At 58.1% G+C, this 19,096-nt stretch carries 22 protein-coding genes; 13 read left to right on the top strand and 9 right to left on the bottom strand.

The window, feature by feature from the left end; genetic code table 11:
- Window positions 1–209: 209 nt before the first annotated feature.
- Window positions 210–635, bottom strand: coding sequence for a hypothetical protein (locus VGK48_12565; protein HEY2382004.1), 426 nt, complete (start codon window positions 633–635; stop codon window positions 210–212).
- A 727-nt stretch (window positions 636–1,362) separates the two neighbouring features.
- Window positions 1,363–2,037, bottom strand: coding sequence for a hypothetical protein (locus VGK48_12560; protein HEY2382003.1), 675 nt, complete (start codon window positions 2,035–2,037; stop codon window positions 1,363–1,365).
- A gap of 75 nt (window positions 2,038–2,112) precedes the next feature.
- On the opposite strand from VGK48_12560, the gene VGK48_12555 reads away from it, so the two are divergent.
- From VGK48_12555 to VGK48_12545, 3 genes are all read left to right on the top strand, one after another.
- Window positions 2,113–2,628 carry a hypothetical protein gene (locus VGK48_12555; protein HEY2382002.1) on the top strand — a complete coding sequence of 172 codons (516 nt, stop codon included), beginning with the start codon at window positions 2,113–2,115 and terminating at the stop codon, window positions 2,626–2,628.
- Between the two features lie 90 nt (window positions 2,629–2,718).
- Window positions 2,719–3,873 (top strand): Do family serine endopeptidase, encoded by a 1,155-nt coding sequence (locus tag VGK48_12550; GenBank protein ID HEY2382001.1) that lies wholly within the window; start codon window positions 2,719–2,721, stop codon window positions 3,871–3,873.
- Window positions 3,870–4,838, top strand: a complete 969-nt coding sequence (locus VGK48_12545) for a hypothetical protein (protein HEY2382000.1) — start codon at window positions 3,870–3,872, stop codon at window positions 4,836–4,838. Before VGK48_12550 ends, VGK48_12545 begins: the two co-directional genes overlap by 4 nt.
- Before the next feature lie 142 nt (window positions 4,839–4,980).
- On the opposite strand, the gene bla is transcribed toward VGK48_12545, so the two are convergent.
- From bla to VGK48_12525, 4 genes are all read right to left on the bottom strand, one after another.
- Complete coding sequence (gene bla, locus VGK48_12540) at window positions 4,981–5,841, bottom strand: subclass B3 metallo-beta-lactamase (protein HEY2381999.1); 861 nt, start codon at window positions 5,839–5,841, stop codon at window positions 4,981–4,983.
- A gap of 553 nt (window positions 5,842–6,394) precedes the next feature.
- The gene (gene dapA / locus VGK48_12535; protein ID HEY2381998.1) at window positions 6,395–7,300 is read right to left on the bottom strand and encodes a 4-hydroxy-tetrahydrodipicolinate synthase; all 906 of its coding nucleotides are present in this window, start codon (window positions 7,298–7,300) and stop codon (window positions 6,395–6,397) included.
- Between the two features lie 30 nt (window positions 7,301–7,330).
- Window positions 7,331–8,041: a 4-hydroxy-tetrahydrodipicolinate reductase gene (gene dapB, locus VGK48_12530; GenBank protein HEY2381997.1), complete on the bottom strand. Its 711-nt coding sequence runs from the start codon at window positions 8,039–8,041 to the stop codon at window positions 7,331–7,333.
- A 4-nt stretch (window positions 8,042–8,045) separates the two neighbouring features.
- Entirely contained in the window at window positions 8,046–9,038 is a 993-nt protein-coding gene (locus VGK48_12525) for a M20/M25/M40 family metallo-hydrolase (protein HEY2381996.1), read from the bottom strand.
- 32 nt (window positions 9,039–9,070) lie between these two features.
- Between VGK48_12525 and cyaY the strand changes: the two genes are divergently transcribed.
- Both cyaY and VGK48_12515 read left to right on the top strand, forming a co-directional pair.
- Window positions 9,071–9,403, top strand: a complete 333-nt coding sequence (gene cyaY, locus VGK48_12520) for an iron donor protein CyaY (protein HEY2381995.1) — start codon at window positions 9,071–9,073, stop codon at window positions 9,401–9,403.
- 5 nt (window positions 9,404–9,408) lie between these two features.
- On the top strand, window positions 9,409–11,313 hold the full coding sequence (locus VGK48_12515; GenBank protein HEY2381994.1) for a mechanosensitive ion channel domain-containing protein: 1,905 nt from the start codon (window positions 9,409–9,411) through the stop codon (window positions 11,311–11,313).
- Between the two features lie 105 nt (window positions 11,314–11,418).
- On the opposite strand, the gene VGK48_12510 is transcribed toward VGK48_12515, so the two are convergent.
- Genes VGK48_12510 through VGK48_12500 form a run of 3 tightly spaced genes read right to left on the bottom strand, consistent with a single transcriptional unit; the run spans window position 11,419 to window position 13,537 of the window.
- Window positions 11,419–11,736, bottom strand: a complete 318-nt coding sequence (locus VGK48_12510; protein HEY2381993.1) for a copper-binding protein — start codon at window positions 11,734–11,736, stop codon at window positions 11,419–11,421.
- Between the two features lie 21 nt (window positions 11,737–11,757).
- On the bottom strand, window positions 11,758–12,300 hold the full coding sequence (locus VGK48_12505; protein ID HEY2381992.1) for a response regulator: 543 nt from the start codon (window positions 12,298–12,300) through the stop codon (window positions 11,758–11,760).
- Window positions 12,287–13,537, bottom strand: coding sequence for an ATP-binding protein (locus VGK48_12500; protein ID HEY2381991.1), 1,251 nt, complete (start codon window positions 13,535–13,537; stop codon window positions 12,287–12,289). The genes VGK48_12505 and VGK48_12500 overlap by 14 nt, the downstream gene beginning before the upstream one ends.
- A gap of 267 nt (window positions 13,538–13,804) precedes the next feature.
- Here VGK48_12500 and VGK48_12495 point away from each other — a divergent pair, with 267 nt between their 5' ends.
- The 8 genes from VGK48_12495 to VGK48_12460 all read left to right on the top strand — a co-directional run bounded on the left by VGK48_12495 (window position 13,805) and on the right by VGK48_12460 (window position 19,066).
- Window positions 13,805–14,299, top strand: coding sequence for a hypothetical protein (locus VGK48_12495; protein ID HEY2381990.1), 495 nt, complete (start codon window positions 13,805–13,807; stop codon window positions 14,297–14,299).
- Window positions 14,296–14,550 carry a monovalent cation/H+ antiporter complex subunit F gene (locus VGK48_12490; GenBank protein HEY2381989.1) on the top strand — a complete coding sequence of 85 codons (255 nt, stop codon included), beginning with the start codon at window positions 14,296–14,298 and terminating at the stop codon, window positions 14,548–14,550. The genes VGK48_12495 and VGK48_12490 overlap by 4 nt, the downstream gene beginning before the upstream one ends.
- Window positions 14,550–14,870 (top strand): monovalent cation/H(+) antiporter subunit G, encoded by a 321-nt coding sequence (locus tag VGK48_12485; GenBank protein ID HEY2381988.1) that lies wholly within the window; start codon window positions 14,550–14,552, stop codon window positions 14,868–14,870. The genes VGK48_12490 and VGK48_12485 overlap by 1 nt, the downstream gene beginning before the upstream one ends.
- Window positions 14,871–14,883: 13 nt before the next feature.
- The gene (locus VGK48_12480) at window positions 14,884–15,123 is read left to right on the top strand and encodes a DUF4040 domain-containing protein (GenBank protein HEY2381987.1); all 240 of its coding nucleotides are present in this window, start codon (window positions 14,884–14,886) and stop codon (window positions 15,121–15,123) included.
- A complete protein-coding gene (locus VGK48_12475; GenBank protein ID HEY2381986.1) occupies window positions 15,120–15,899 on the top strand; it encodes an MnhB domain-containing protein in 780 nt (259 codons plus the stop codon). The genes VGK48_12480 and VGK48_12475 overlap by 4 nt, the downstream gene beginning before the upstream one ends.
- The gene (locus VGK48_12470; protein ID HEY2381985.1) at window positions 15,896–16,246 is read left to right on the top strand and encodes a cation:proton antiporter subunit C; all 351 of its coding nucleotides are present in this window, start codon (window positions 15,896–15,898) and stop codon (window positions 16,244–16,246) included. Before VGK48_12475 ends, VGK48_12470 begins: the two co-directional genes overlap by 4 nt.
- A 3-nt stretch (window positions 16,247–16,249) precedes the next feature.
- Window positions 16,250–18,046 (top strand): proton-conducting transporter membrane subunit, encoded by a 1,797-nt coding sequence (locus VGK48_12465; GenBank protein HEY2381984.1) that lies wholly within the window; start codon window positions 16,250–16,252, stop codon window positions 18,044–18,046.
- A 468-nt stretch (window positions 18,047–18,514) separates the two neighbouring features.
- On the top strand, window positions 18,515–19,066 hold the full coding sequence (locus VGK48_12460; protein HEY2381983.1) for a tetratricopeptide repeat protein: 552 nt from the start codon (window positions 18,515–18,517) through the stop codon (window positions 19,064–19,066).
- Window positions 19,067–19,096: the final 30 nt, after the last annotated feature.

The raw sequence follows: 19,096 nt of genomic DNA, 5'->3' as shown, positions 1-19,096 counted from the left end.
TCGGCAACTTCGTGTTGTTCGTCATTCCGTCCACGACGGCGATCCCCTGAGTCGCAACTTGCATATCAGCGATGCCGGCGTAGGCCAGTTTCACACGTACTTGTTTTGTCATGGCTTTTTACCTCCTTTCTTCCGTATTTGCTTCCTCATCAGGTACAACGTTTGGGAACCCCCTGTTTGTCACAGCCCCTCAAACTTTTTTTAGCTATTCAAAATCCGCGAGCGCTTCGACCAGGCGCCTGGCCCCGGTTTTCACTGAACTCAGCATGCATTTGCCTTCCGCCGTGATGCTGAAGGCCAGTTGGGGCTCGTTTGGTTCGCGTGCTCGCTGCGGGGCTCCCGGATTTCGAGCTGCTCGACTCCCCGGTTTTCCCTGCGGCTTTTCCGCGCCCGTCTCCAGTCATGACACGCGTCCTGTAGAGGTAGCCCTTCGGGTCCCTCCAGACATCCGGCGGAAGCTTGGAATCGATGAGCTTTAAGTACAAGCTCTGAATCACATCCTGGGCATCTTCCGTCTTCCTGAGAGATTTCCGGGCCGCGCGAAACATGAAATCGTAGTGCTCGACGAACAGGTCCTCGGTTGTTCGTCCGCCACGGCCATCCTTTGTTTCCTCTCCATCCATTTCGGTGCTCATCTGCCCTTCATCAGGTACAACGTTTCGGACCCCCCTGTTTGTCACAGGTGGCAAAGATTTTTCCGAAATCCGTAAGTGACTGTTAAATATACCTAACGAGGCGACTTTGGAAGCTAGAAGGGGCCAATCACTTTGTCGCGCCACGATAAAGTCCTGGGACGCGTCCAAGCACTTTGTCGTCTCGCGACAATGTCCTGGGACGCGCCCAAGCACTTTGTCGTCTCGCGACAATGTCCTGGGACGCGTCCAAGCACTTTGTCGTCTCGCGACAATGTCCTGGGACGCGCCCAAGCACTTTGTCGTCCCGCGACAATGTCCTGGGACGCGTCCAAGCACTTTGTCGTCCCGCGACAATGTCCTGGGACGCGTCCAAGCACTTTGTCGTCTCGCGACAATGTCCTGGGACGCGTCCAAGCACTTTGTCGCCTCGCGACAATGTCCTGGGACGCGTCCAAGCACTTTGTCGTCTCGCGACAATGTCCTGGGACTGAGTTAGGCGGGGATGCCCTCGCGTAACGAGGGCTGGGGCGATGACGCGGCCACGCGCCTAACTCAGCTAACTCAGGCGGGGAGTGGCCCTCCCCAAACATCTGTCTGTTGAGAGAGAGATCTGGCCCAAAGCGAAATCAATGGACACCATAAAATCGCGGAACACGTCGGCGCCGATCAGTCCATCGATGTCAGAGTCTTTGGGGTCGTGAACACGGAAACCGGGTAGTCCTCGAATTCAACGGACCCGATCCGAACTTTTGAAGCGAGGTACTCGCGCTGCGACACTTCTGTATCCCCGATGCCTCGCACGTCTGTGCTTTCGTTGCCGAGCGCCTGCAATCCCGTCTTGGCGATAGCCTCCGGCGAAACAGCGATGCCGGATGCTCCCGTATCCAGCACCAGCGTGACGGTTTCCTTGAACCCGCAGGCCGACGCCTCTTTTCTGTTTCACGCCGTTTTGAATCGTCATTGACTTCAGCTGAGCGGGCGCATATGCACTGGCCAGCCGTCCCGGCGTTTTATCTCCCAACGCGCGCAGTATCGCGATGCGGAAGCGGAGAGAGCGGGCTTCCGGTGTCGAAGGATCGTAAATTGCCAGAACCTGCTCGAGAGCTTGAATCCTCGCTTCACCCCGTAACGTCTCGGCATGGTTCGCCATCAATACAGGGTCGGTCGGCATTGCTGCATAGGCCTGCAGGCGAATTTCCCACGCGGTTTTGAACCGGCTGACGATTGCATATGCGTTGGCCAGGCCGGAAAGCGCGCCGGCATCCTTCGGGTTCAATTGCAGCGAGGCCCGGAAATACTTCTCGGCTTCCGTAAGCTGTCCCCTCCTGAACGCAACCATTCCTGCCGCCGCCGTGTAAGCATTCTTATACTCCAGAGTAGATGTATTTTCTGCCAGACGCATTTTCGTGGACTACGGCCCCGGAGCGGCCGAGAATGGTCGTCAGATCAAGCGATCCGAACAACACCGGAGGTAAGGATGAATTCCGTCAGTTTGCTCACATTCTGCGGCATCATCGCGTCCGCAATACTGCACGTGGCGCTCGCGTTGCCGGTCGTACAGGCACCTGCAGGACGGACGCCGCGAATTGCCGGCGTCTGGAAGCTGAATGCCGGGAAGTCGCACCTGCCGCCGGCCCGCGCCGGTGCACTGGAAATACGGCAATACAGACTGCGCCCCGATGGATTCCTGGTTGGCCTGCTGGTCACCCAGGACCCGCAAGGCGGGTACCACTATCTGCAATTCACCGCGAAGAGCGATGGAAAGGATTACCCGGAATTTAGCGATGCAATCCTCGCCGACTGGATAGCGGCCGGCAGGCAGACACCGCGGATGTACTCCGAAACCATCGTTGACGACGACACCACAGACTGGATCGACAAAGCGAATGGCAGGATCACTTCGCGTGGACAGAAGATCGTTTCAAAGGATGGAAGGACGCTGACCGTGACGGTGGACAATTCGCCTCAGACGCTCGTTTACGACCGGCAATAAGGTTTCTGCCCCATCTGCGTCATCTGCGTCATCTGCGGCTCATTCGCGTTTCGGAGTTGATCTTGCACATTTCGGAGTGGAGGCTCCGTCATGCGCAGACACGTGGTTGCTCCGATCTGGTTGCTGTTATTGGTGCTTATCTTTATCGTGATCATCAGTGCGGGGGTCGGCTTGCACCGCGGAAAGCAAAGTGCACAGCCGTTTTTTACCGTCGCAGCCGCTTCGGGGCCTGACATGGGCATCCCGTTTAGCGGATCTTTCGCGCCGGTCGTGAAGAAGGTGACCCCGTCGGTAGTCAACATTTCTTCCTCGCGAGTGGTCCCGACTCAGCAACTGGCGCCTTTTCTGGAAGACCCATTCTTCCGTCACTTTTTCGGATCCATTCCGCGCGAGCAGAAAGAACATAGCCTGGGCTCGGGGGTCGTCATCAGCCCCGACGGCTACATCCTGACGAACAATCATGTGGTGGAAAACGCCAGCGACATCGAAGTCTCTTTCGACAATGAAAGCCAGATTCCTGCCCGCATCATCGGCACCGACTCGCGCACGGATCTTGCTGTCGTCAAGCTCGACCGGCACGGACTGACGCCGCTTCCCCTGGCCGATTCGTCGGAAGTGCAGGTCGGCGACATCGCGCTCGCGATCGGCGACCCATTCGGAATCGGACGCACCGTGACGATGGGTATCGTCAGCGCGACGAGCCGGGGCAATCTCGGCATCGAGAACGAAGAGGATTTTATTCAGACCGACGCCGCGATCAATCCGGGCAATTCAGGCGGCGCACTGATCAATACGCGCGGTGAATTGATCGGCGTCAACACAGCCATTCTGAGCCCGACCGGCGGAAACCTGGGCATCGGTTTCGCCGTGCCATCGAATATGGCGCGCTTTGTCATGGAGCAGATTTCGAAGTCCGGGAAGGTGATCCGCGGCTACCTCGGCGTCACGGTGCAGGCGGTCACTCCCGAGCTTGCGAAGCAATTCACATATAGCGGCGGCAACGGCGCGCTTGTCGGCGAAGTTGAGCCGGGAAGCCCGGCCGAGCGGGCGGGCTTGCAGAGAGGCGACATCATCACCGGGATGAACGCTAAGCCTGTTACAGACAATCGCGACCTGCAACTCACCGTATCGGAGATGTCCCCGGGATCTTCCGTGGCGCTGACGATTTTCCGCGGCGGCCGGCAGCAGCAGATCAACGTCACGTTGGGCGAACAACCGCCGCAACAAAAAGGTGGTGAAAAGTGAACTTCCTGACGGCTGTGTTTGCAGGCGCCGCCGGCTTTGCCTTCACGTTCATGCCGTTGAACGAGACATACCTTCAGCTGGAAACGGCATCGAAAGAGCCGGCCCCCGCCCGCATCACGGAGGTGGGACTGGCCGTGTTCGATCTCGAAGTGAACTCCGACGGCCGCGTCGTCAATGACTCGACGATTCAAGGCGGCATTCCTTTCATTGAACGATCGCGGCTGGCCTTCAACGATTGGCGTTTCATACAGACGTCCCGGAATGCGGTGCACGTGAACGCGACGTTCCTGTACAAGCCACGCCTGGATCTCCCCGACTCGCGATCCGCGTTCAACATACCGCGGCCTGAAGCGAAGCAGCAGATACAGTCCCCTGTCCCGGTGAAAATCGTGGATCCCGGTTATCCGGCGGGGGGCATGTCGGGTGGCGAGGTCATTCTGCAAAGCGGACTCGATCCCGATGGCTCCGTCCGAAGCATCAGCGTGATCGACGGCCCGCCGATGCTGGCAGAGGTTGCCGTGAAAGCTGCGCGCCAATGGAAGTTTGATGTGACTGGGGACCTCGATCCTCTGTCGCGGACTTCCGTCATCGTCATGTACTTCGAAGCGCCGAAGACCGAGGCCGCGGACACCAGTTCGGCCGAGGATCTCGAACGTGAGGCCGTGTTCGTGAGCGGAGAGTCGCAAGGCATTCCGGCCGGCTCAGCGGGGGTTCTGTCCGCCGGCGATGCCGCCACGATGGTTTTCCGCTACGGCGATTCGCATTGGACACTGCCCTACTTGTGGATCACGGAAATGAAATATAACGACAGCAGGCCCGGCGGCGACCTCCTGAGCATCACCTTCTCGGAAACCGCGAATCAGAAACAGACAGTGACGTTCCGCCTGGATCGGAACGTCGCGCTGTCGATTGCCTCAGCGCTGTCGTCGCGATCCGGCAAACCTATGGAATTTGTGCGGGGGTAAAGAAAAGGGGAAGGAACACAAGAAGCACAAAAAGACAATGAGAACAGTGCATCATTGAATCATTTCGACGTTTCTTCATTGCTTCAATTGAAGAAATGAAAAAACGTCGAAATGATTCAATGATGCAATTTATTTCCCCCCTCTACCGCTGCCCCCGGTTGCCTCTGCCCTGGCCTCGCTGAGGCGGCGCCGCGGCCGCCGCTTCGAAGCTCTTCTCATACTCATCGACGTGAGCCAGGTATCCCTGCGGGTCGATAAAGGGATTCGGATCTCCCGGACCTCGCTTCTGCAGCTTCGCATACTTTTCAGCCATGTTATAGAAGGACGCATGCGAGCTGACCCAGACGTCGACCGGAAACGTGCGGGCTTTCTTATAGGTGGCCCGGAAATCGTCCAGCATGCCCGGGTAGTTGTCCAGGACTTGGAGGAAGCGGCCATTCAGGCTGCACTCGACAAACCCGTGATAGGTTTTGCCGTTCTCCTTCAGATCCATCGTCCAGGCGAGGCACCCCTTCGTGTGGCCGGGCATCATATGAGCCGTCAGTGTGGTTCCGCCGAATGTGACGGTTTCGCCGTCATCGATCAGCCGATCGATCGGATGCGTCTTCCCTCCCGGCCGAAACTCCGCCGTCTTCGGCGCATCGACGCGTCCGACAATCACCTGCGCACCCGTCAACTGCTTGACCATCGCATCTCCTTCGACGTGATCCGGGTGGGCATGACCGGCAATCAGGATTTTGATGTCGGTGAACTTGAAGCCGAGATCTTCCACGTTCTTGCGAATTACCGGAACAGAGGCTTCATAGTCGCTGTTCATCAGGATCAAACCCTGAGGTGTGACGATCAGGAAGGACCCCAGTTCCTTGGTCCCCACGTAGTAAAAGTTATCCATGATCTTGTGAGGCGGAAACGGATCGTTCCAGCCGGCCGGAGCCGCAGCCTGAGAAAACGCCCGCAGTGGAAGAAAAGACAGGGCGATAAGCACTAATATCGATTTGCGCACTATTCTTTTGGAAATGTGAAATCGGAAATCCTATGAAATTCGACGACTTCGCAGTGGAGGCTCCCGGCCCTGATCGCGCTTCAGATGGAATGCCTTTTGCTCGGATTCCTCGCGGGTTTTGCCCAATCGAGCGAAATAATCGCCGACGATCTTGCGGATGAATTCTGTACGTTGGGAAACAGGACGATCAGACGGATGCGGCATGGTGTCCTCAGAGTAAATACCAAATTATTACGTTAATGAGTTAATTGTAGCAGAAGACGACGAATGTTGCAGAAAGGCGGGGAGCCGGCTCCAGACGCTCGATTAGGGGTTTAGGGTTCATACGACTGGATTCAGACAGGCGGGTTGCAAATTAGGTACGCCTGTTATCGAGCCGGCTTAATTGTGGTACAAAACTCTTTGGCTTCTTCAGCCTCCGCCCGCCTTAATGCAGGCCGGATGCCAAAATGGATTGCTAAGCATTATCAAAGGTTGCGGGCCGCGAACCGGAATCCGGACGGCGCGCAATGGAATCCGCAGGGCGTTCCGGGGGTTTCTCTCGACCCTTCCTTCATTTACCCGCAGGTTGGAGTAATCCGATCTCCTCGACCACCTTCGCCAGCTTTTCACGATTCGCCGGCGTGATGGGTACCAGCGGCAGGCGGTAATTCTCCTCGATCAAGCCCATCATCGCGAGCGCCGCCTTCACCGGAATCGGATTCGACTCGATGAAGTTGATATTCATCAACGGCAGCAGCTTGTAATGCAGGTCCCTGGCTTTCCCGGTATGGCCATCGAGAGCCGCGTCGATCATTGCGCTCATCATCGAGGGAGCTTCGTTCGAGACCACGGAGACGATTCCGGCGCCGCCGACGGCAATCAGCGGCAGCGCCATCGCGTCGTCGCCGCACAGGACGCGGAAATCCCGCGGAGCCTCGCGGATGATATCCATCATCTGACCGATGTTCCCGGAAGCTTCCTTCACGGCAACGATGTTCGGGATCTCGGAGGCCAGGCGGAGCATCGTCTTCGCTTCGATGTTCCCTCCGGTGCGGCCGGGCACGTTGTACACAATCACGGGCATGTTCTCGGCTTCAGCGATTGCCTTGAAGTGTTCGTAGTAGCCCTGCTGCGTCGGCTTGTTGTAATAAGGACCGACGGAGAGCACACCGTCGGCGCCGATCTTCCTGGCGCGTTTGGTCATTTGAACGGCTTTTGCGGTGGAATTGCTGCCCGCCCCGGCGATCACCGGCACCCGGTGCTTTGCCTGCTCGATAACGATCTGCATAACGCGATCGGTTTCGCTTTCGTCGAGCGTCGCGCCCTCGCCCGTTGTGCCGCAAGGCAGCAGCATGTCCACACCGCCGTCGATTTGAAAATCGACGAAACGCCGGAGGGCTTTCTCATCGATGCTGCCATCCGCCTTGAATGGCGTAATCATCGCCGTGCCGGTTCCCTGAAATGACTTCTTTGTCATAGCTCTCCTCAGGCGGGCTGAAACCCGCGACTACAATTCCACATCATCCATTGTGTAGACGCCTTTTCGCCCGCGCAGCCAGCGGGCTGCGGCCAGCGCGCCGAGCGCAAAGCCGCGGCGGGACTTGGCCGTGTGCTTCAGTTCGATCGAGTCGGCGGCGGAATCGAAAGCCACCGTATGCGTCCCGGCAACGGCGCCGGCGCGGGTCGAAGAAACGTGGAGCATCCCGGGTTTGATGCTTCCATCCGGGGGCCGCGTCAGAATCTCTTTCTTCCGGTCGATGCCGTCTACCAGGATCCGCGCGATCGTGAGCGCGGTGCCGCTGGGGCTGTCGACTTTGTCCTTATGATGAATCTCATGCACGTAGGGATCGTACTCGGCTGCCCGGTTCATCAAGCCGGCGGCATGTTTCACCATTCTGAAGAACAGATTCACGCCCAGCGAAAAATTCGACGCATACAGCAACCCCGAATCTTTCACAGCGTCCCGGATCTCGGGCAGATGTTTATCCCAGCCGGTCGTCCCGACGACAATGTCGCGTTTCGCCTGAATTGCCGCGCGGATATTGCCGAGAACGGCGTCGGGCATCGAGAAATCGATGCACATGTCGACGCCGGCAAGCGGTCCAGCCTCCACGAGGCGGAACTCGTCGAAGACCTCCGCGATGGTCTCGCCCTGTTCGCGCGCAACAGACTCGATTTCGCGGCCCATTTTGCCGTAGCCGAAGAGTGCAATTTTCATGTTTCTACATCAAGAGTGTTCGAACGAGCCGCTCATACAGTCCGACGCCGTCAATCAACTCACGCTTGCTGATTTTCTCGCCCGCGGTATGCGCGTCGAGGATCGAACCCGGACCGATCAACAGCCGCTTGCCGGTATCCGGCAGATGCGGCGCGTCGCTGCCGAACGATACGACAGTGGTTTCAAAACCGTCCACGACGTGCAATATCAAGGGATCCGATGCGCCGACGATTTCCATAGTAGCGGAATTCCCCACGATCCGCCGCATCTTCTCTTCAACTTGAGCGCGTGGTTCCACCGTGCGGATCATGACGGATGCGGACGCCGAGGGCGGCACGATATTCGCCGCCTGTCCGCCCTGGAAGACTCCGGTGTTAAAAGATCCCTTGCCGAGGGTCGAATCGTTTCCCCAGTCGGCGGACTCGCAGGCCTGAATGACCGTGATTAATTTCCTGATCGCGGATTCGCCATGCTCGGGATAACCGGAGTGGCAGGCCCGGCCCGCGGCAGTGAGGCTGACCATCAACATTCCCTTTTGAGCCCGCGCGAGTTTATTCTGCGTCGGTTCACCGACGATGACGAATTCCGAATTCCACTTCAGCGTGTTGGCAGTCTTTGCTCCGATACTGTCGGTTTCCTCGCCGACGAGAAACAGATAACCGAAGTTGGTGATGCCATCGCGCCGGAGCCGGCCGCCCGCCTCGAGCATCGCGGCAATGATGCCTTTCGTGTCGCAGGCGCCGCGGCCGTAAAGATGATCGGCGTCTTCGCGGAATGGGATGGTCGCAGGAGGAACAGTGTCGATGTGCGTGCAGAACATAACGTGGCCCTCGCCGGCAAAGGCGAACACGTTGAAGCGGCCGGCGGTAACGGCCTGCCGTTCGACGCGATAACCGAGCGAGGCCAGGTGAGAGGAAAGAAATTCCCCAATCTCCCGCTCTGAGCCGGTGACGGATGGAATCTCGATCAACCGCCGGGTCAATTCAAAGGGATTCATTCTTCACTTATTCCCCTCCTATAATAGCGGTCATGGGTCTAACTGAAGCTGAATTTCGGTCGCGCTGCGAGGATGTATTCAACCGATTGAACCGGGCGCTGGATGTGGTGGCAGAAAACTATGACGCGGAGATCCTGCTCCAGAACGGCGTCCTGTCAATCGAGATCGAGGCCCCGGAGCCGGGAAAGATCGTGATCAGCCCGCAGGCTCCGACGCGGCAGATCTGGATTTCTGCCCAGTCCACAAGCTTCAAGCTCAACTGGGGCGGTGACGCATTCGTTCTCCCTGCAACCGGCGAGAGCCTGAACCAGCTGATCGGCCGGCTGGTCGGCGAGCAGCTGGGCGTCGCGCCGATTGTGTTGTGATCGTTATGCGCTCATTCGTTTCTCTCTGTCTATTGGCCGTGTTCCTGCAGCAATCGACCCCGGCGCCGAACCTCCCCACTGCCGACCAGACACTGAATTACGTAAAAGAAAGCATCAGCTGGTACCAGCAACTTCACGACGAAGAAGCGCTCGCAACCACGGCGGTAGACACCACATATCTGAACGACGAACGGACAGTGGCTCTGCAGATTTTGAAACTGTCCTTTGATTTCGCGAAGGCCCAGGCGGCATTGCTGTCCAAGCAGTCGCCTTCCACCGCTTCGGATCAACAAAGTAGCGAGGTGGCGGGATACTCGGGTCTCACGAAGGCAGCGGCCGCTGCCGAAGACGAAGTCAAAAACACCCAGCAGGAACTGGATCAGACAAGGGCCAAGCTGCAAACCGCGGAAGGAGCACGACAGCGGCAACTGCAAGCGACGGTCGACGAACTGCAAAGCGAGATCAATCTGGCAAAGACACGCGGGGATACATTCCGCAGCATTATCCAGTTCGTGGCGGCATCTGGAACTTCGGGAACGAGTCTCGAGACGCAGATCGCGCAATTGCAGCAAACTGTACCCGAACTGGCGGCCGAAACGGCCAAACCCGCAGGACCGCAGAGCACTGCGGCTGCGCCTCAGGCTCCGGCCGCTCAGACCGCGCCCCGCACTCAAACTCCAGCCGGCATCCTCGATCTCGTCACCAGTCTGTTCAGTTTGGCGAGCAAGATGCGCGCGCTCGGCCGGGCCGACCAGTCGACAGATGCGCTTGCCAGCTTGGCGCAACAACTCAGGAATCCATTTACCAGGAATCTGATCACGACAGCCCAGCGCGGAGAGGAACTCGCCAAGGCCGCGGACACGTCGGGTCCTGTACAGCTCGAACAGCAGAAAAAAGATCTTGATGGGCTGACCGCTCATTTTCAGGCCATCTCGAGCCTCGTCGTGCCGCTCGGCCGGCAGCGCCTGCTGTTTAGCGTTTACAAGGGAACGCTCGAGCGATGGAAAGCGAGCGTCCAGAGTGAATACTCCACCGAGCTTCAAAAGCTTGCCGGCCGTGCCATCGGCCTTGCCTTGGCGCTCGCGGTCGTATTTATTCTCGCGGAAATCTGGCGGAAGGCGACGTTGAAATACGTCCGTGATATGCGCCGGCGGTACCAGTTCCTGCTGATACGCCGGATTGTGGTCTGGATTGCCATAGCAATCACGATTGCTTTTGCGCTGGCAACGGAGATCGGGTCTCTTGCAACGTTTGCCGGTTTGATTACGGCTGGAATCGCCGTGGCCCTGCAGAATGTGATCCTGGCGATTGCCGGATACTTCTTTCTGGTCGGCAAATATGGGGTTCGTGTCGGGGACCGCGTTCAGATTTCCGGAGTCACCGGAACGGTCGTCGATATCGGCATGATCCGGATGCACATGATGGAACTGGCGGGCCCGGGAAATGACCGCCAGCCGACCGGCCGCGTGGTGGTGTTCTCCAACTCCATCGTGTTTCAGCCCACCGCCAGCTTCTTCAAGCAAATCCCGGGAACCAACTTCGGATGGCACGAAGTGACTCTTATTCTCTCACCCGATAGTGATTACCACCTTGCCGAGGAGCGCATGCTCGGCGCCGTGGAACATGTATATACCACTTATAAAGGCAAGATGGAGGAGCAGCACAGGCGCATGGAACAGGCCTTCACGATGGGTCTGGACCTTCCGCAGCCGAAGAGCCGCCTGCGCTTAACGCAGACCGGACTGGAAGTGGTGATCCGCTATCCGCTGGAACTGGAGAAGTCCGCCGAAGTCGATGACCAGATTATCCGCGAACTGCTGACCGCACTCGAAAAGCCGCCGAAGCTGAAACTGGTGGGCTCGGGCACGCCGAACATTCAACCGGTCGTCCCTGGAAGTCCAGCAGCGTGAGCGCGATCAACATGGTGCTTTGCCATGTTCTACTGTCCCCCTGATACAGGGGGACAGCCGCCGCGAAGCGGCGGCAGGGGGTCGCTCACGCACCATGTGGTTTTTTTATTTCTTTGGCGGAACGACTTTCAGGTCATAGAGGACTTTAAAATCCCCTTCATGTACTTTGGCCGTCACCTGGTCACCGGGTTTCACACTCTTCAAGACTGCCGGCTTGTCGACGGTGTAGGTCATCGACATCGAACTCATCCAGCCCGGGATGCTCTCGTTATTCACTAAAATCGTCTTGGCATTGGGATCGACCTTCTCGACCTTCCCTTTAAAAGGAAACTCCTTTTTTCCGTCCTTGCCGCCCTGCTGGCCAAAGGCCAGACCAGCCGCCAGACATAGAATCGTAGCGATCAAGACAACAGATCTCTTCATTCCCTTCCTCCTCATGAAATCCTACTGCGCCGGCGGATACTTCGACAATTTCCGCTGCAGCGAGCGGCGATGGATCCCTAGCAGCTTCGCTGCCTGGCTGATATTTCCGGAACAATCTGAAAGCACGCGCTGGATGTGTTCCCACTCCACCCTTGCGAGCGACGGAACCGTTGTCGGCGCCGGCTTCCGCGCTGAACCGGATGCCAGGTCCTGATAAGCGGCCAGAATCTGCTCCGCATCGGCAGGTTTGCCCAGGTAGTGATCGGCGCCGAGCTTCAAGGCCTGCATTGCGGTGGGAATACTTCCGTAACCGGTGAGAATGATAACGGCAATCGTGGAATCGACCTTCTTGATGTCTTGAATCAGATCGAGCCCGCTCAGCCCAGGCATTTTCAGATCCAGCAGAACAAGATCGGGGCTTACGCTGCGTGCAACGTCCAGCGTCGCTTGTGCCGTCTCCGCCTCGTAGGCCTCGCAATCCCGATCGCGAAACGCACGGCACAGGCGATTCCGAAAGGTTGGATCGTCGTCGACCACGAGAACTGTTAAATCAGGATCGCGCATCGGTCATATCCGGAAGTTCGAGAATCGCCGTACACCCGCGCCCGGGCGCCGATTCGAACGATAAATTTCCGCCCAGAGTCTGGGCAAAGAGGTGGGCCAGAAATGCGCCGAGTCCCATCCCCTTCCCCGGCGCCTTGGTCGTAAAGAACGGTTCTGCAACGCGCTCCATGATCTCGGCGCTCATTCCGATACCTTCATCACGAATCAGAAAACGCACGCTCTCGGGAGCATGGCGCATGGCTCGTAACTTTACCGCATGGCCGTTCGGGCTGGCGTCCAGGGCGTTCTTCACGAGAGCGGACAATGCCTCGACCGCGGCGCGAACCGGGATCATACAATTCGCCGCGCTTCGGGAATCCGTCTCGATACAAATGCGCGAGCGCTCGTCCGGAAAGTTCTCTCGCACCTGCATGAGCAATTGTTCCAAACCGATGACCCGGGGCGACTCTCCAAACGGATCCGCGCCTTGCGCGCCCATGCGCTCGAGAATCAACCGGCAGCGTTCCACTTGAGAGCGGATCAGGCGCGCATCCTCCTGCATTCGCTGATCGGAAAGACGAACCCCCGCGTCGTGCTCCATTTCTTTTGCGGTCACGGCAATCGTTGAAAGCGGAGTTGCAATCTCGTGGGCAGCTCCGGCAGCCAGCGTTACAAGCGATGCCAGCCGTTCGTTCCGGGCCAGGCGCTTCTGCATCAACAGGATTTCGGCCGACAGCCGGCCGACGAAAAAGCTGATGAGCAAGGCGGCGCTCGCAAACGCCACCCACATCCCGAGCAGATGAACCGAAACCACGCCCGGCTCCGTGTGCTGATGGAAAGCCGGCACGTCCCGTGACACCAGAAACAGCAGTCCGAAGCAGAGCGTTGAAATGATACCGAGCCCGCGCGTCCACCACTCGCGCAGCACCACAGCGGAAAAGGTAATCTGAACGAGGTACAGGAGACTGAAGGGATTCGCCGGACCGCCACTCAATGCGAGAATCAGCGTCAGGCAGAAGGTATCCAGCACGAATAGTCCGCCGACCATATGTTCCGCATTCCAGTTAAGGCGCCCTTTCTCAAGGTTGAGCAGCCAGTTGCTCAAGGCTTGAACGGCAAGAGCCGGCCCCAGCCATACCAACGGCATCGGAATTCGGAGTCCGTACGACAAACCGGCGATCAGGGCGATCTCGCCCACGATCAATCCATGCCGTAGCCGGACGACCCAGCGCAAGGCCAGATGCCTATCGACAATCATGGGCAAAGTTTATAACGCTTTTCGCCGGCGGCGTGCGGCTGTCCCGGAAAAATCTACCATCCGCAGATTCGTCGCGAATGGCTGTGCTGGAGCCGTCTGGCGTGAGCGACCGCGATTTGCAGGAAGTGCCCGGGCGGTACCGGAATTCCGTTCGGTGAGTCTTGTCAGGCCCATTGTCAGACCACTGCTCCTCGAGGATTGATCTGCCACTGCTGTTGTGACCTCTACGTTGGCAGAGCAATTGCAAGCCTTGGTTGCTGTCATATCATGCGAGGTTTTCTGCAAACGTATGTGCGGACCTGGCCGGTACAGTTTCTGGTGATGCTGGCACTTTGGTTCGCCTTCGTTGCCAAAACTGAAATGGCGGAGGTTGTTATCGGAATTGCCGCGGCGGCACTGGCTGCGACAGGAGACGCGGCGATCCGGCGGCGGCTCGCCCGGTTCAGTCCCCGGCCGGGATGGCTTCTGGAGGTCTGGCGTTTGCCGGGATATATCGTTCAAGATACAGCGGTCGTGTTCAGAGTCCTGATCCGGCGGCTCGTATTGCAAAAGGAACCTGACAGTGTGCTCCGTTCCATCGCGTTTGATGCCGGTGGACACTCCGCGCGTTCGTCGGCCCGCCGTGCCCTCGCGTTGGGTTTTATGACGATGCCTCCGAATTCCATTGTTATCGGAATCGACCAGGAAAAAGATTCGATGCTGGTGCACCAGCTCGCGCCATCGGATGTGCCTGAAATGGCGAAACGGCTGGGTGCGAAATGAACAATGTCTGGCTCATTACCGCATTCCTGTTGATGCTGGGATTCGTCCCCTGCGGGATTGTGGCGTTCACGAAGGATGCCGCCAGCCGTCTGGTGGGCCTGGAGTGCGGAACGGTTTTAGCTGTAGTAATCATGATGCTGCTTGCCGAGGGGTACCACCGCAGCTTTCTGTTCGATCTGGCTCTGATGATGGCGCTGCTCTCATTCGGCGGCGGAATGGTGTTTGCGCGTTTCCTGGAGCGCTGGATGTGATGGAATGGATAATTCACATCCTCATATACGGCGGTGTGGTCATCGCGCTGTTCAGCTGCATCGGAGTCTTAGTGATGCCGGGCGTCAATGAGAAACTGCACTATCTCGCGCCGCCTTCTACCTTGAGTGTCGGTCTGATTGCCGCTGCCATCGTATTGGAGGAAGGTTCCTCCCAGGCCACAGTGAAGGCGATTCTTTGCGCCCTCATCCTTTTCATCACCAATCCCGTGTTGACTCATGCAACCGCGCGTGCGGCGCGGATCCGGGCGTCGGGCCATTGGGCAGTGCAGGAAAAAGACGATCGTAAACAGGCCGGCTGAGAACAGACAAAACATGGATGGGCTGCAAACACTCGTTCTGATTCTGGCGGGTATCGGCGGAACCGCCGTCGTGTTGACGCGGCGTCCGGTCGATCAAGTGATCGGGCTCAGCTTTTATGGGTTGATCCTTGCCCTGATGTTCTTTGTGTTTCAGGCCCCGGACGTTGCTCTTTCTCAAATTGCGATCGGCGCGGTCGCGCTGCCTCTCATGGTGATGCTCACGCTCGCCAAATTCCGGCGGGATCGGGAATGAGCCGGCGGGTTCGAATCTTTTTATTCCTTCCTCTGGCCGCAGCGTTTTTGATCCTGCTTCTGGCCGCAATGGAGGGAATACCTGCCATCGGACATTATAGAGGTCCGTATGGCGATGTCCTGAATGCCATCACCGTCAAAGAACGGCACACCACCGGCGTCGTTTCTGCCGTGAATTTCGATTATCGCGGGTTCGACACTCTTGGCGAAGAATCCATCCTTTTTGTATCTGTTATCGGCGCGACTCTTCTGTTGCGCCAGCGGCCCGACGAGATCAAAGACACGAATGAGAGCGAACAGGATGAGGGCGCCCGGAAAGTTCCGGAACCGAGCGATGCCGTCCGGCTCCTGAGTCTTGCGCTTGCAGCGCCCGCGGTTCTGTTTGGAATTTACGTCGTGACTCATGGGCAACTCACCCCGGGCGGAGGATTCCAGGGAGGAGTCGTTCTTGCGACGGTTCCACTGCTGGTCTATGTTGCCGGCGATCTGGAAATATTCAAGAAAGTCGCGCCTGCAATGCTTGGCGAACTTGCGGAATCGGCCGGCGTCGGCGGTTACATCCTGATTGGCGTGGCAGGCCTGATCTGGGGCAAATCCTTTCTTGAAAACGTTGTTCCCCTCGGCCCGGCCGACCCGAAGGTTTACTCCGGGGGCACCATACCGCTGATCAGCCTCGCGACGGGGATGGCGGTAGCGGGCGGTTTTGTGCTTCTGCTCATTTCGTTTCTGGAAGAGACGCTCGAGCTCCGATTGAAAACGAAGAGGAGGGGCAAATGATCGCTACACACTGGCCATATGGCATTGCCGCATGGCTCTTCATCGTGGGTCTCTACGGTATCGTCACCAGCAGGAATTATGTGCACCTGATCATGTGCATCGCCGTGCTGCAGTCCTCGACTTATGTACTTCTCGTCACGATCGGATATCGGAGCGGCGCGACATCGCCGATATACGCCAACATCTCTCCGGACACGCCGGCGGTGGATCCGATTGTTCAGGCGCTGATGTTGACCGATATTGTCGTTGAAGCCGTGGTGATGGCGCTGCTGCTCGCCCTGGCGATGCAGATCCATCAGCGGGCCGGCTCGCTGGACCCCGACAAAATCCGCTTTTTAAGATGGTGAGGTGTGGATCTAAGGCTTGTCACGCTTCCAGTAATCGTTCCGCTGTTTGCGGCCGTCCTTCTCGCGGCGTTGAGGGCGATTTGCAACTCCCGGGCAGCCGACGGCATCGCGCTGATCGCGGCCGGTTCGAGCACCGTGTTTTCCGGAATCATTCTTTCTGCTTCCCGCCACCAGACCATCGTTTATTGGCTTGGTAACTGGCAGCCCCGAAACGGTATTGCCATTGGGATCTGCTTTGCAGTGGATCCGATTGGCGCCGGTCTGGCAACACTGTGCGGAGGTCTGACGGTTGCCGCGCTGATCTTTTCCTGCAAGTACTTCGATCGTGCCGGCACGTTGTTCCATGTCCTGATGCTGGTTTTCCTTGCCGCAATGTCCGGATTCTGCCTGACGGGCGATGCCTTCAACATGTTCGTGTTCTTTGAGCTGATGAGCGCTTCCGCTTTTGCGTTGTGCGCGTATAAGACGGAGGAGCGTGAAGCGCTTCAGGGCGCCGCGAATTTCGCGGTCACGAATACGATCGGCGCGTTCCTGGTCCTGGACGGTATCGCGTTGATCTATGCGCGCACCGGAGCACTCAACCTCGCGCAGATCGGACGCACCCTGGGCGCATCGCGCGACGCATTGACCCTGATCGCCTTTGCATTGATCACATCCGGATTCCTGATCAAAGGCGCCGTCGTCCCGTTTCACCTGTGGCTCTCCGATGCGCACGCGGTTGCTCCGACTCCCGTGTGTGTTTTGTTTTCCGGCGTCATGGTCGAACTTGGTTTGTATGCCGTCGTCCGGTTCTATTGGACGGTGTTTTCCCGGGCATTGCCGGATTCGACACCGGCGCTGCAGTGGTTGTTCATCCTTTTTGGAACTGCAACCGCGGTGGTTGGCGGCGTGATGTGTTTCGCCCAACATCACCTGAAGCGCCTCCTGGCGTTCTCGACAATCAGTCATATGGGCATCCTTTTGATGGGAATCGGCATGATGACGCCGCAGGCGATGAGTGGTGTCTGGACGTACCTGGCCGGCCATTCACTGGTGAAGGCCGCTCTTTTCATGGGTGCCGGTATCTTAGTGCATCAGTTCAGAACCGTCGATGAAGTCGCGCTGAAGGGCCGTTGTCATTCATGGGCAGCCGGCCTGATTTTTGCAGGCGGCGGGCTCGCGCTTGCAGGACTGCCGCCATTCGCGACGTTCTTTGGGACGGCAATGCTGGAGGACGCCGCAAAAAGGTCCGGCTACGGCTGGGCGCCTGCCGTCATCATGCTGGCGGGAATTTTGACGGGAGGAGCTGTCCTTCGCAGCGGGATGCGGATCTTTCTGGGTATCGGGAGGGGCCGGCCGTTGCCTTCATCCGAGTCTCATGACGACTCGGAGAAGCGCGGGCCTGTTTCCCCTGTCATGACGATTCCGGCTCTTGCCCTTCTGGCGATCGCGCTTTGTATCGGAGTTCCCCGGTCGTTTCGTGACGGCATTTTGCGATATGCGGCAACGCTGCAGGACTCCGGCGCATATGCCTCACGGGTGCTTGAAGGAACGCCAACTCCTGTCCAGACGTCGACGTCCGCGGATATCGAGGTTGCGACCATCATTCGATCGTGCAGCAGTGCGCTGATTGCCGCTGCCCTGGGCTGGTTTGCTTTGGCCGGACGGTTCAGGGGATTCCGCCGATCACTCGCGGCTTCTCCCGTTCAGGCGATGGTGAATGGCCTCCGATCACTGCACTCCGGCGTTGTCGGAGATTATGTCGTGTGGATTGTTGCCGGCGTAGTCGCGGTCGGGGTCGCACTCATGGTCCAGTTATGATCGGTGCTCATGCGCGATCAATTGCCCTGGGCAGCATCGCTCCCGCCGCTATACGGCGTGTGAATGACTCCATGCAGACAATCGGTGCAGCCCGGGACCATATGCGTCGGCCGTGCCGTATTCCGGAGCGTCAGCCGGATTGCTGATTCTTCGCTTCCTGCTTGTACGGGGTTCTTCTTCTTGTATCCCTCATATGAGATATGTAGGTCCCGGCCTGATAGCGCTTTTCGGATTTCGCTTATAGCGCCGATATTCCCCACCGGCGTAGACTTCCGGCGACTAGCTAGCTATTCTCCGCTTTACATTCCATTGCGAGTGGATCTGACTTTCAAACCCGGAACCAAAGAGACCGATTACCGCGTCGCTGTTCTTCACTCTTTTCGCAATGAACCGCGATTTATGCCGGTATAGTCGGTGCCGGCCAAGCGCCTACAGCAAAAGGTTCCTGGTGCAGCCAGAGACGCTTATTTGCGAGCTGTTCAATTCCATCGAGAGGGCCAACTCGATAAGGCATTGATCGAATACGGCACCGCCATCCGGATGTATCCGGCATATGTCGAGGCGGTCACCGACCTGGGAGGGACCTTCGTTCTCCTTAACCGCCCGGATGCGGCTTTGGCGTTCCTGCGGCGAGCGCAGAACGTCGACGATACTGACCCTGTCATCAATATCAATATCGCCATTGCCATGGCCGAGCAGGCGGACTATGGTGGCGCGATGAAACTGTTGTCCAGGGTTCTTAAGGACGATCCGCACCTGAGCCTTGCTCACTACTACGTAGCGAAGATCCAGTGCAGCCAGGGCCGATACGCCGAAGCAGCCCGCACCGCAGCAGAAGCAGTGGCGGCAAATCCCGATCTGCTCGAGGGATGGATACTGCTCATGGAAGTAAACGAAAAGTTGAAAAATCCCGCGGGCGCCCGCGACGCCTTGATGCATCTGCGTGACGCCATAAACGACAAGGTCATCACCCGGTTTTTCGACGAGCAGTTAAGCGCCTGGGACGAGGCGCATACCTGACCGGTTTTGCGCGGCCCGAGGCCCGATGCG

The organism is Terriglobia bacterium, from assembly GCA_036496425.1.
Taxonomy (GTDB): domain Bacteria; phylum Acidobacteriota; class Terriglobia; order 20CM-2-55-15; family 20CM-2-55-15; genus 20CM-2-55-15.
The sequence above is the reverse complement of the archived record's forward strand: the minus strand, read 5'-3'. Positions and strand labels throughout refer to the sequence as shown.

What these genes read in the sequence shown, in the direction of transcription:
- VGK48_12485 (HEY2381988.1), top strand. Translation starts at nt 14,550, where the DNA reads ATGGAATGGATAATTCACATCCTCATATACGGCGGTGTGGTCATCGCG.
- VGK48_12550 (HEY2382001.1), top strand. Translation starts at nt 2,719, where the DNA reads ATGCGCAGACACGTGGTTGCTCCGATCTGGTTGCTGTTATTGGTGCTT.
- VGK48_12525 (HEY2381996.1), bottom strand. Translation starts at nt 9,038, where the DNA reads ATGAATCCCTTTGAATTGACCCGGCGGTTGATCGAGATTCCATCCGTC.
- dapB (HEY2381997.1), bottom strand. Translation starts at nt 8,041, where the DNA reads ATGAAAATTGCACTCTTCGGCTACGGCAAAATGGGCCGCGAAATCGAG.
- VGK48_12555 (HEY2382002.1), top strand. Translation starts at nt 2,113, where the DNA reads ATGAATTCCGTCAGTTTGCTCACATTCTGCGGCATCATCGCGTCCGCA.
- dapA (HEY2381998.1), bottom strand. Translation starts at nt 7,300, where the DNA reads ATGACAAAGAAGTCATTTCAGGGAACCGGCACGGCGATGATTACGCCA.
- VGK48_12475 (HEY2381986.1), top strand. Translation starts at nt 15,120, where the DNA reads ATGAGCCGGCGGGTTCGAATCTTTTTATTCCTTCCTCTGGCCGCAGCG.
- VGK48_12490 (HEY2381989.1), top strand. Translation starts at nt 14,296, where the DNA reads ATGAACAATGTCTGGCTCATTACCGCATTCCTGTTGATGCTGGGATTC.
- VGK48_12505 (HEY2381992.1), bottom strand. Translation starts at nt 12,300, where the DNA reads ATGCGCGATCCTGATTTAACAGTTCTCGTGGTCGACGACGATCCAACC.
- VGK48_12500 (HEY2381991.1), bottom strand. Translation starts at nt 13,537, where the DNA reads ATGATTGTCGATAGGCATCTGGCCTTGCGCTGGGTCGTCCGGCTACGG.
- VGK48_12515 (HEY2381994.1), top strand. Translation starts at nt 9,409, where the DNA reads ATGCGCTCATTCGTTTCTCTCTGTCTATTGGCCGTGTTCCTGCAGCAA.
- VGK48_12470 (HEY2381985.1), top strand. Translation starts at nt 15,896, where the DNA reads ATGATCGCTACACACTGGCCATATGGCATTGCCGCATGGCTCTTCATC.
- cyaY (HEY2381995.1), top strand. Translation starts at nt 9,071, where the DNA reads ATGGGTCTAACTGAAGCTGAATTTCGGTCGCGCTGCGAGGATGTATTC.
- VGK48_12565 (HEY2382004.1), bottom strand. Translation starts at nt 635, where the DNA reads ATGAGCACCGAAATGGATGGAGAGGAAACAAAGGATGGCCGTGGCGGA.
- VGK48_12495 (HEY2381990.1), top strand. Translation starts at nt 13,805, where the DNA reads ATGCGAGGTTTTCTGCAAACGTATGTGCGGACCTGGCCGGTACAGTTT.
- VGK48_12510 (HEY2381993.1), bottom strand. Translation starts at nt 11,736, where the DNA reads ATGAAGAGATCTGTTGTCTTGATCGCTACGATTCTATGTCTGGCGGCT.
- VGK48_12480 (HEY2381987.1), top strand. Translation starts at nt 14,884, where the DNA reads ATGGATGGGCTGCAAACACTCGTTCTGATTCTGGCGGGTATCGGCGGA.
- VGK48_12560 (HEY2382003.1), bottom strand. Translation starts at nt 2,037, where the DNA reads ATGCGTCTGGCAGAAAATACATCTACTCTGGAGTATAAGAATGCTTAC.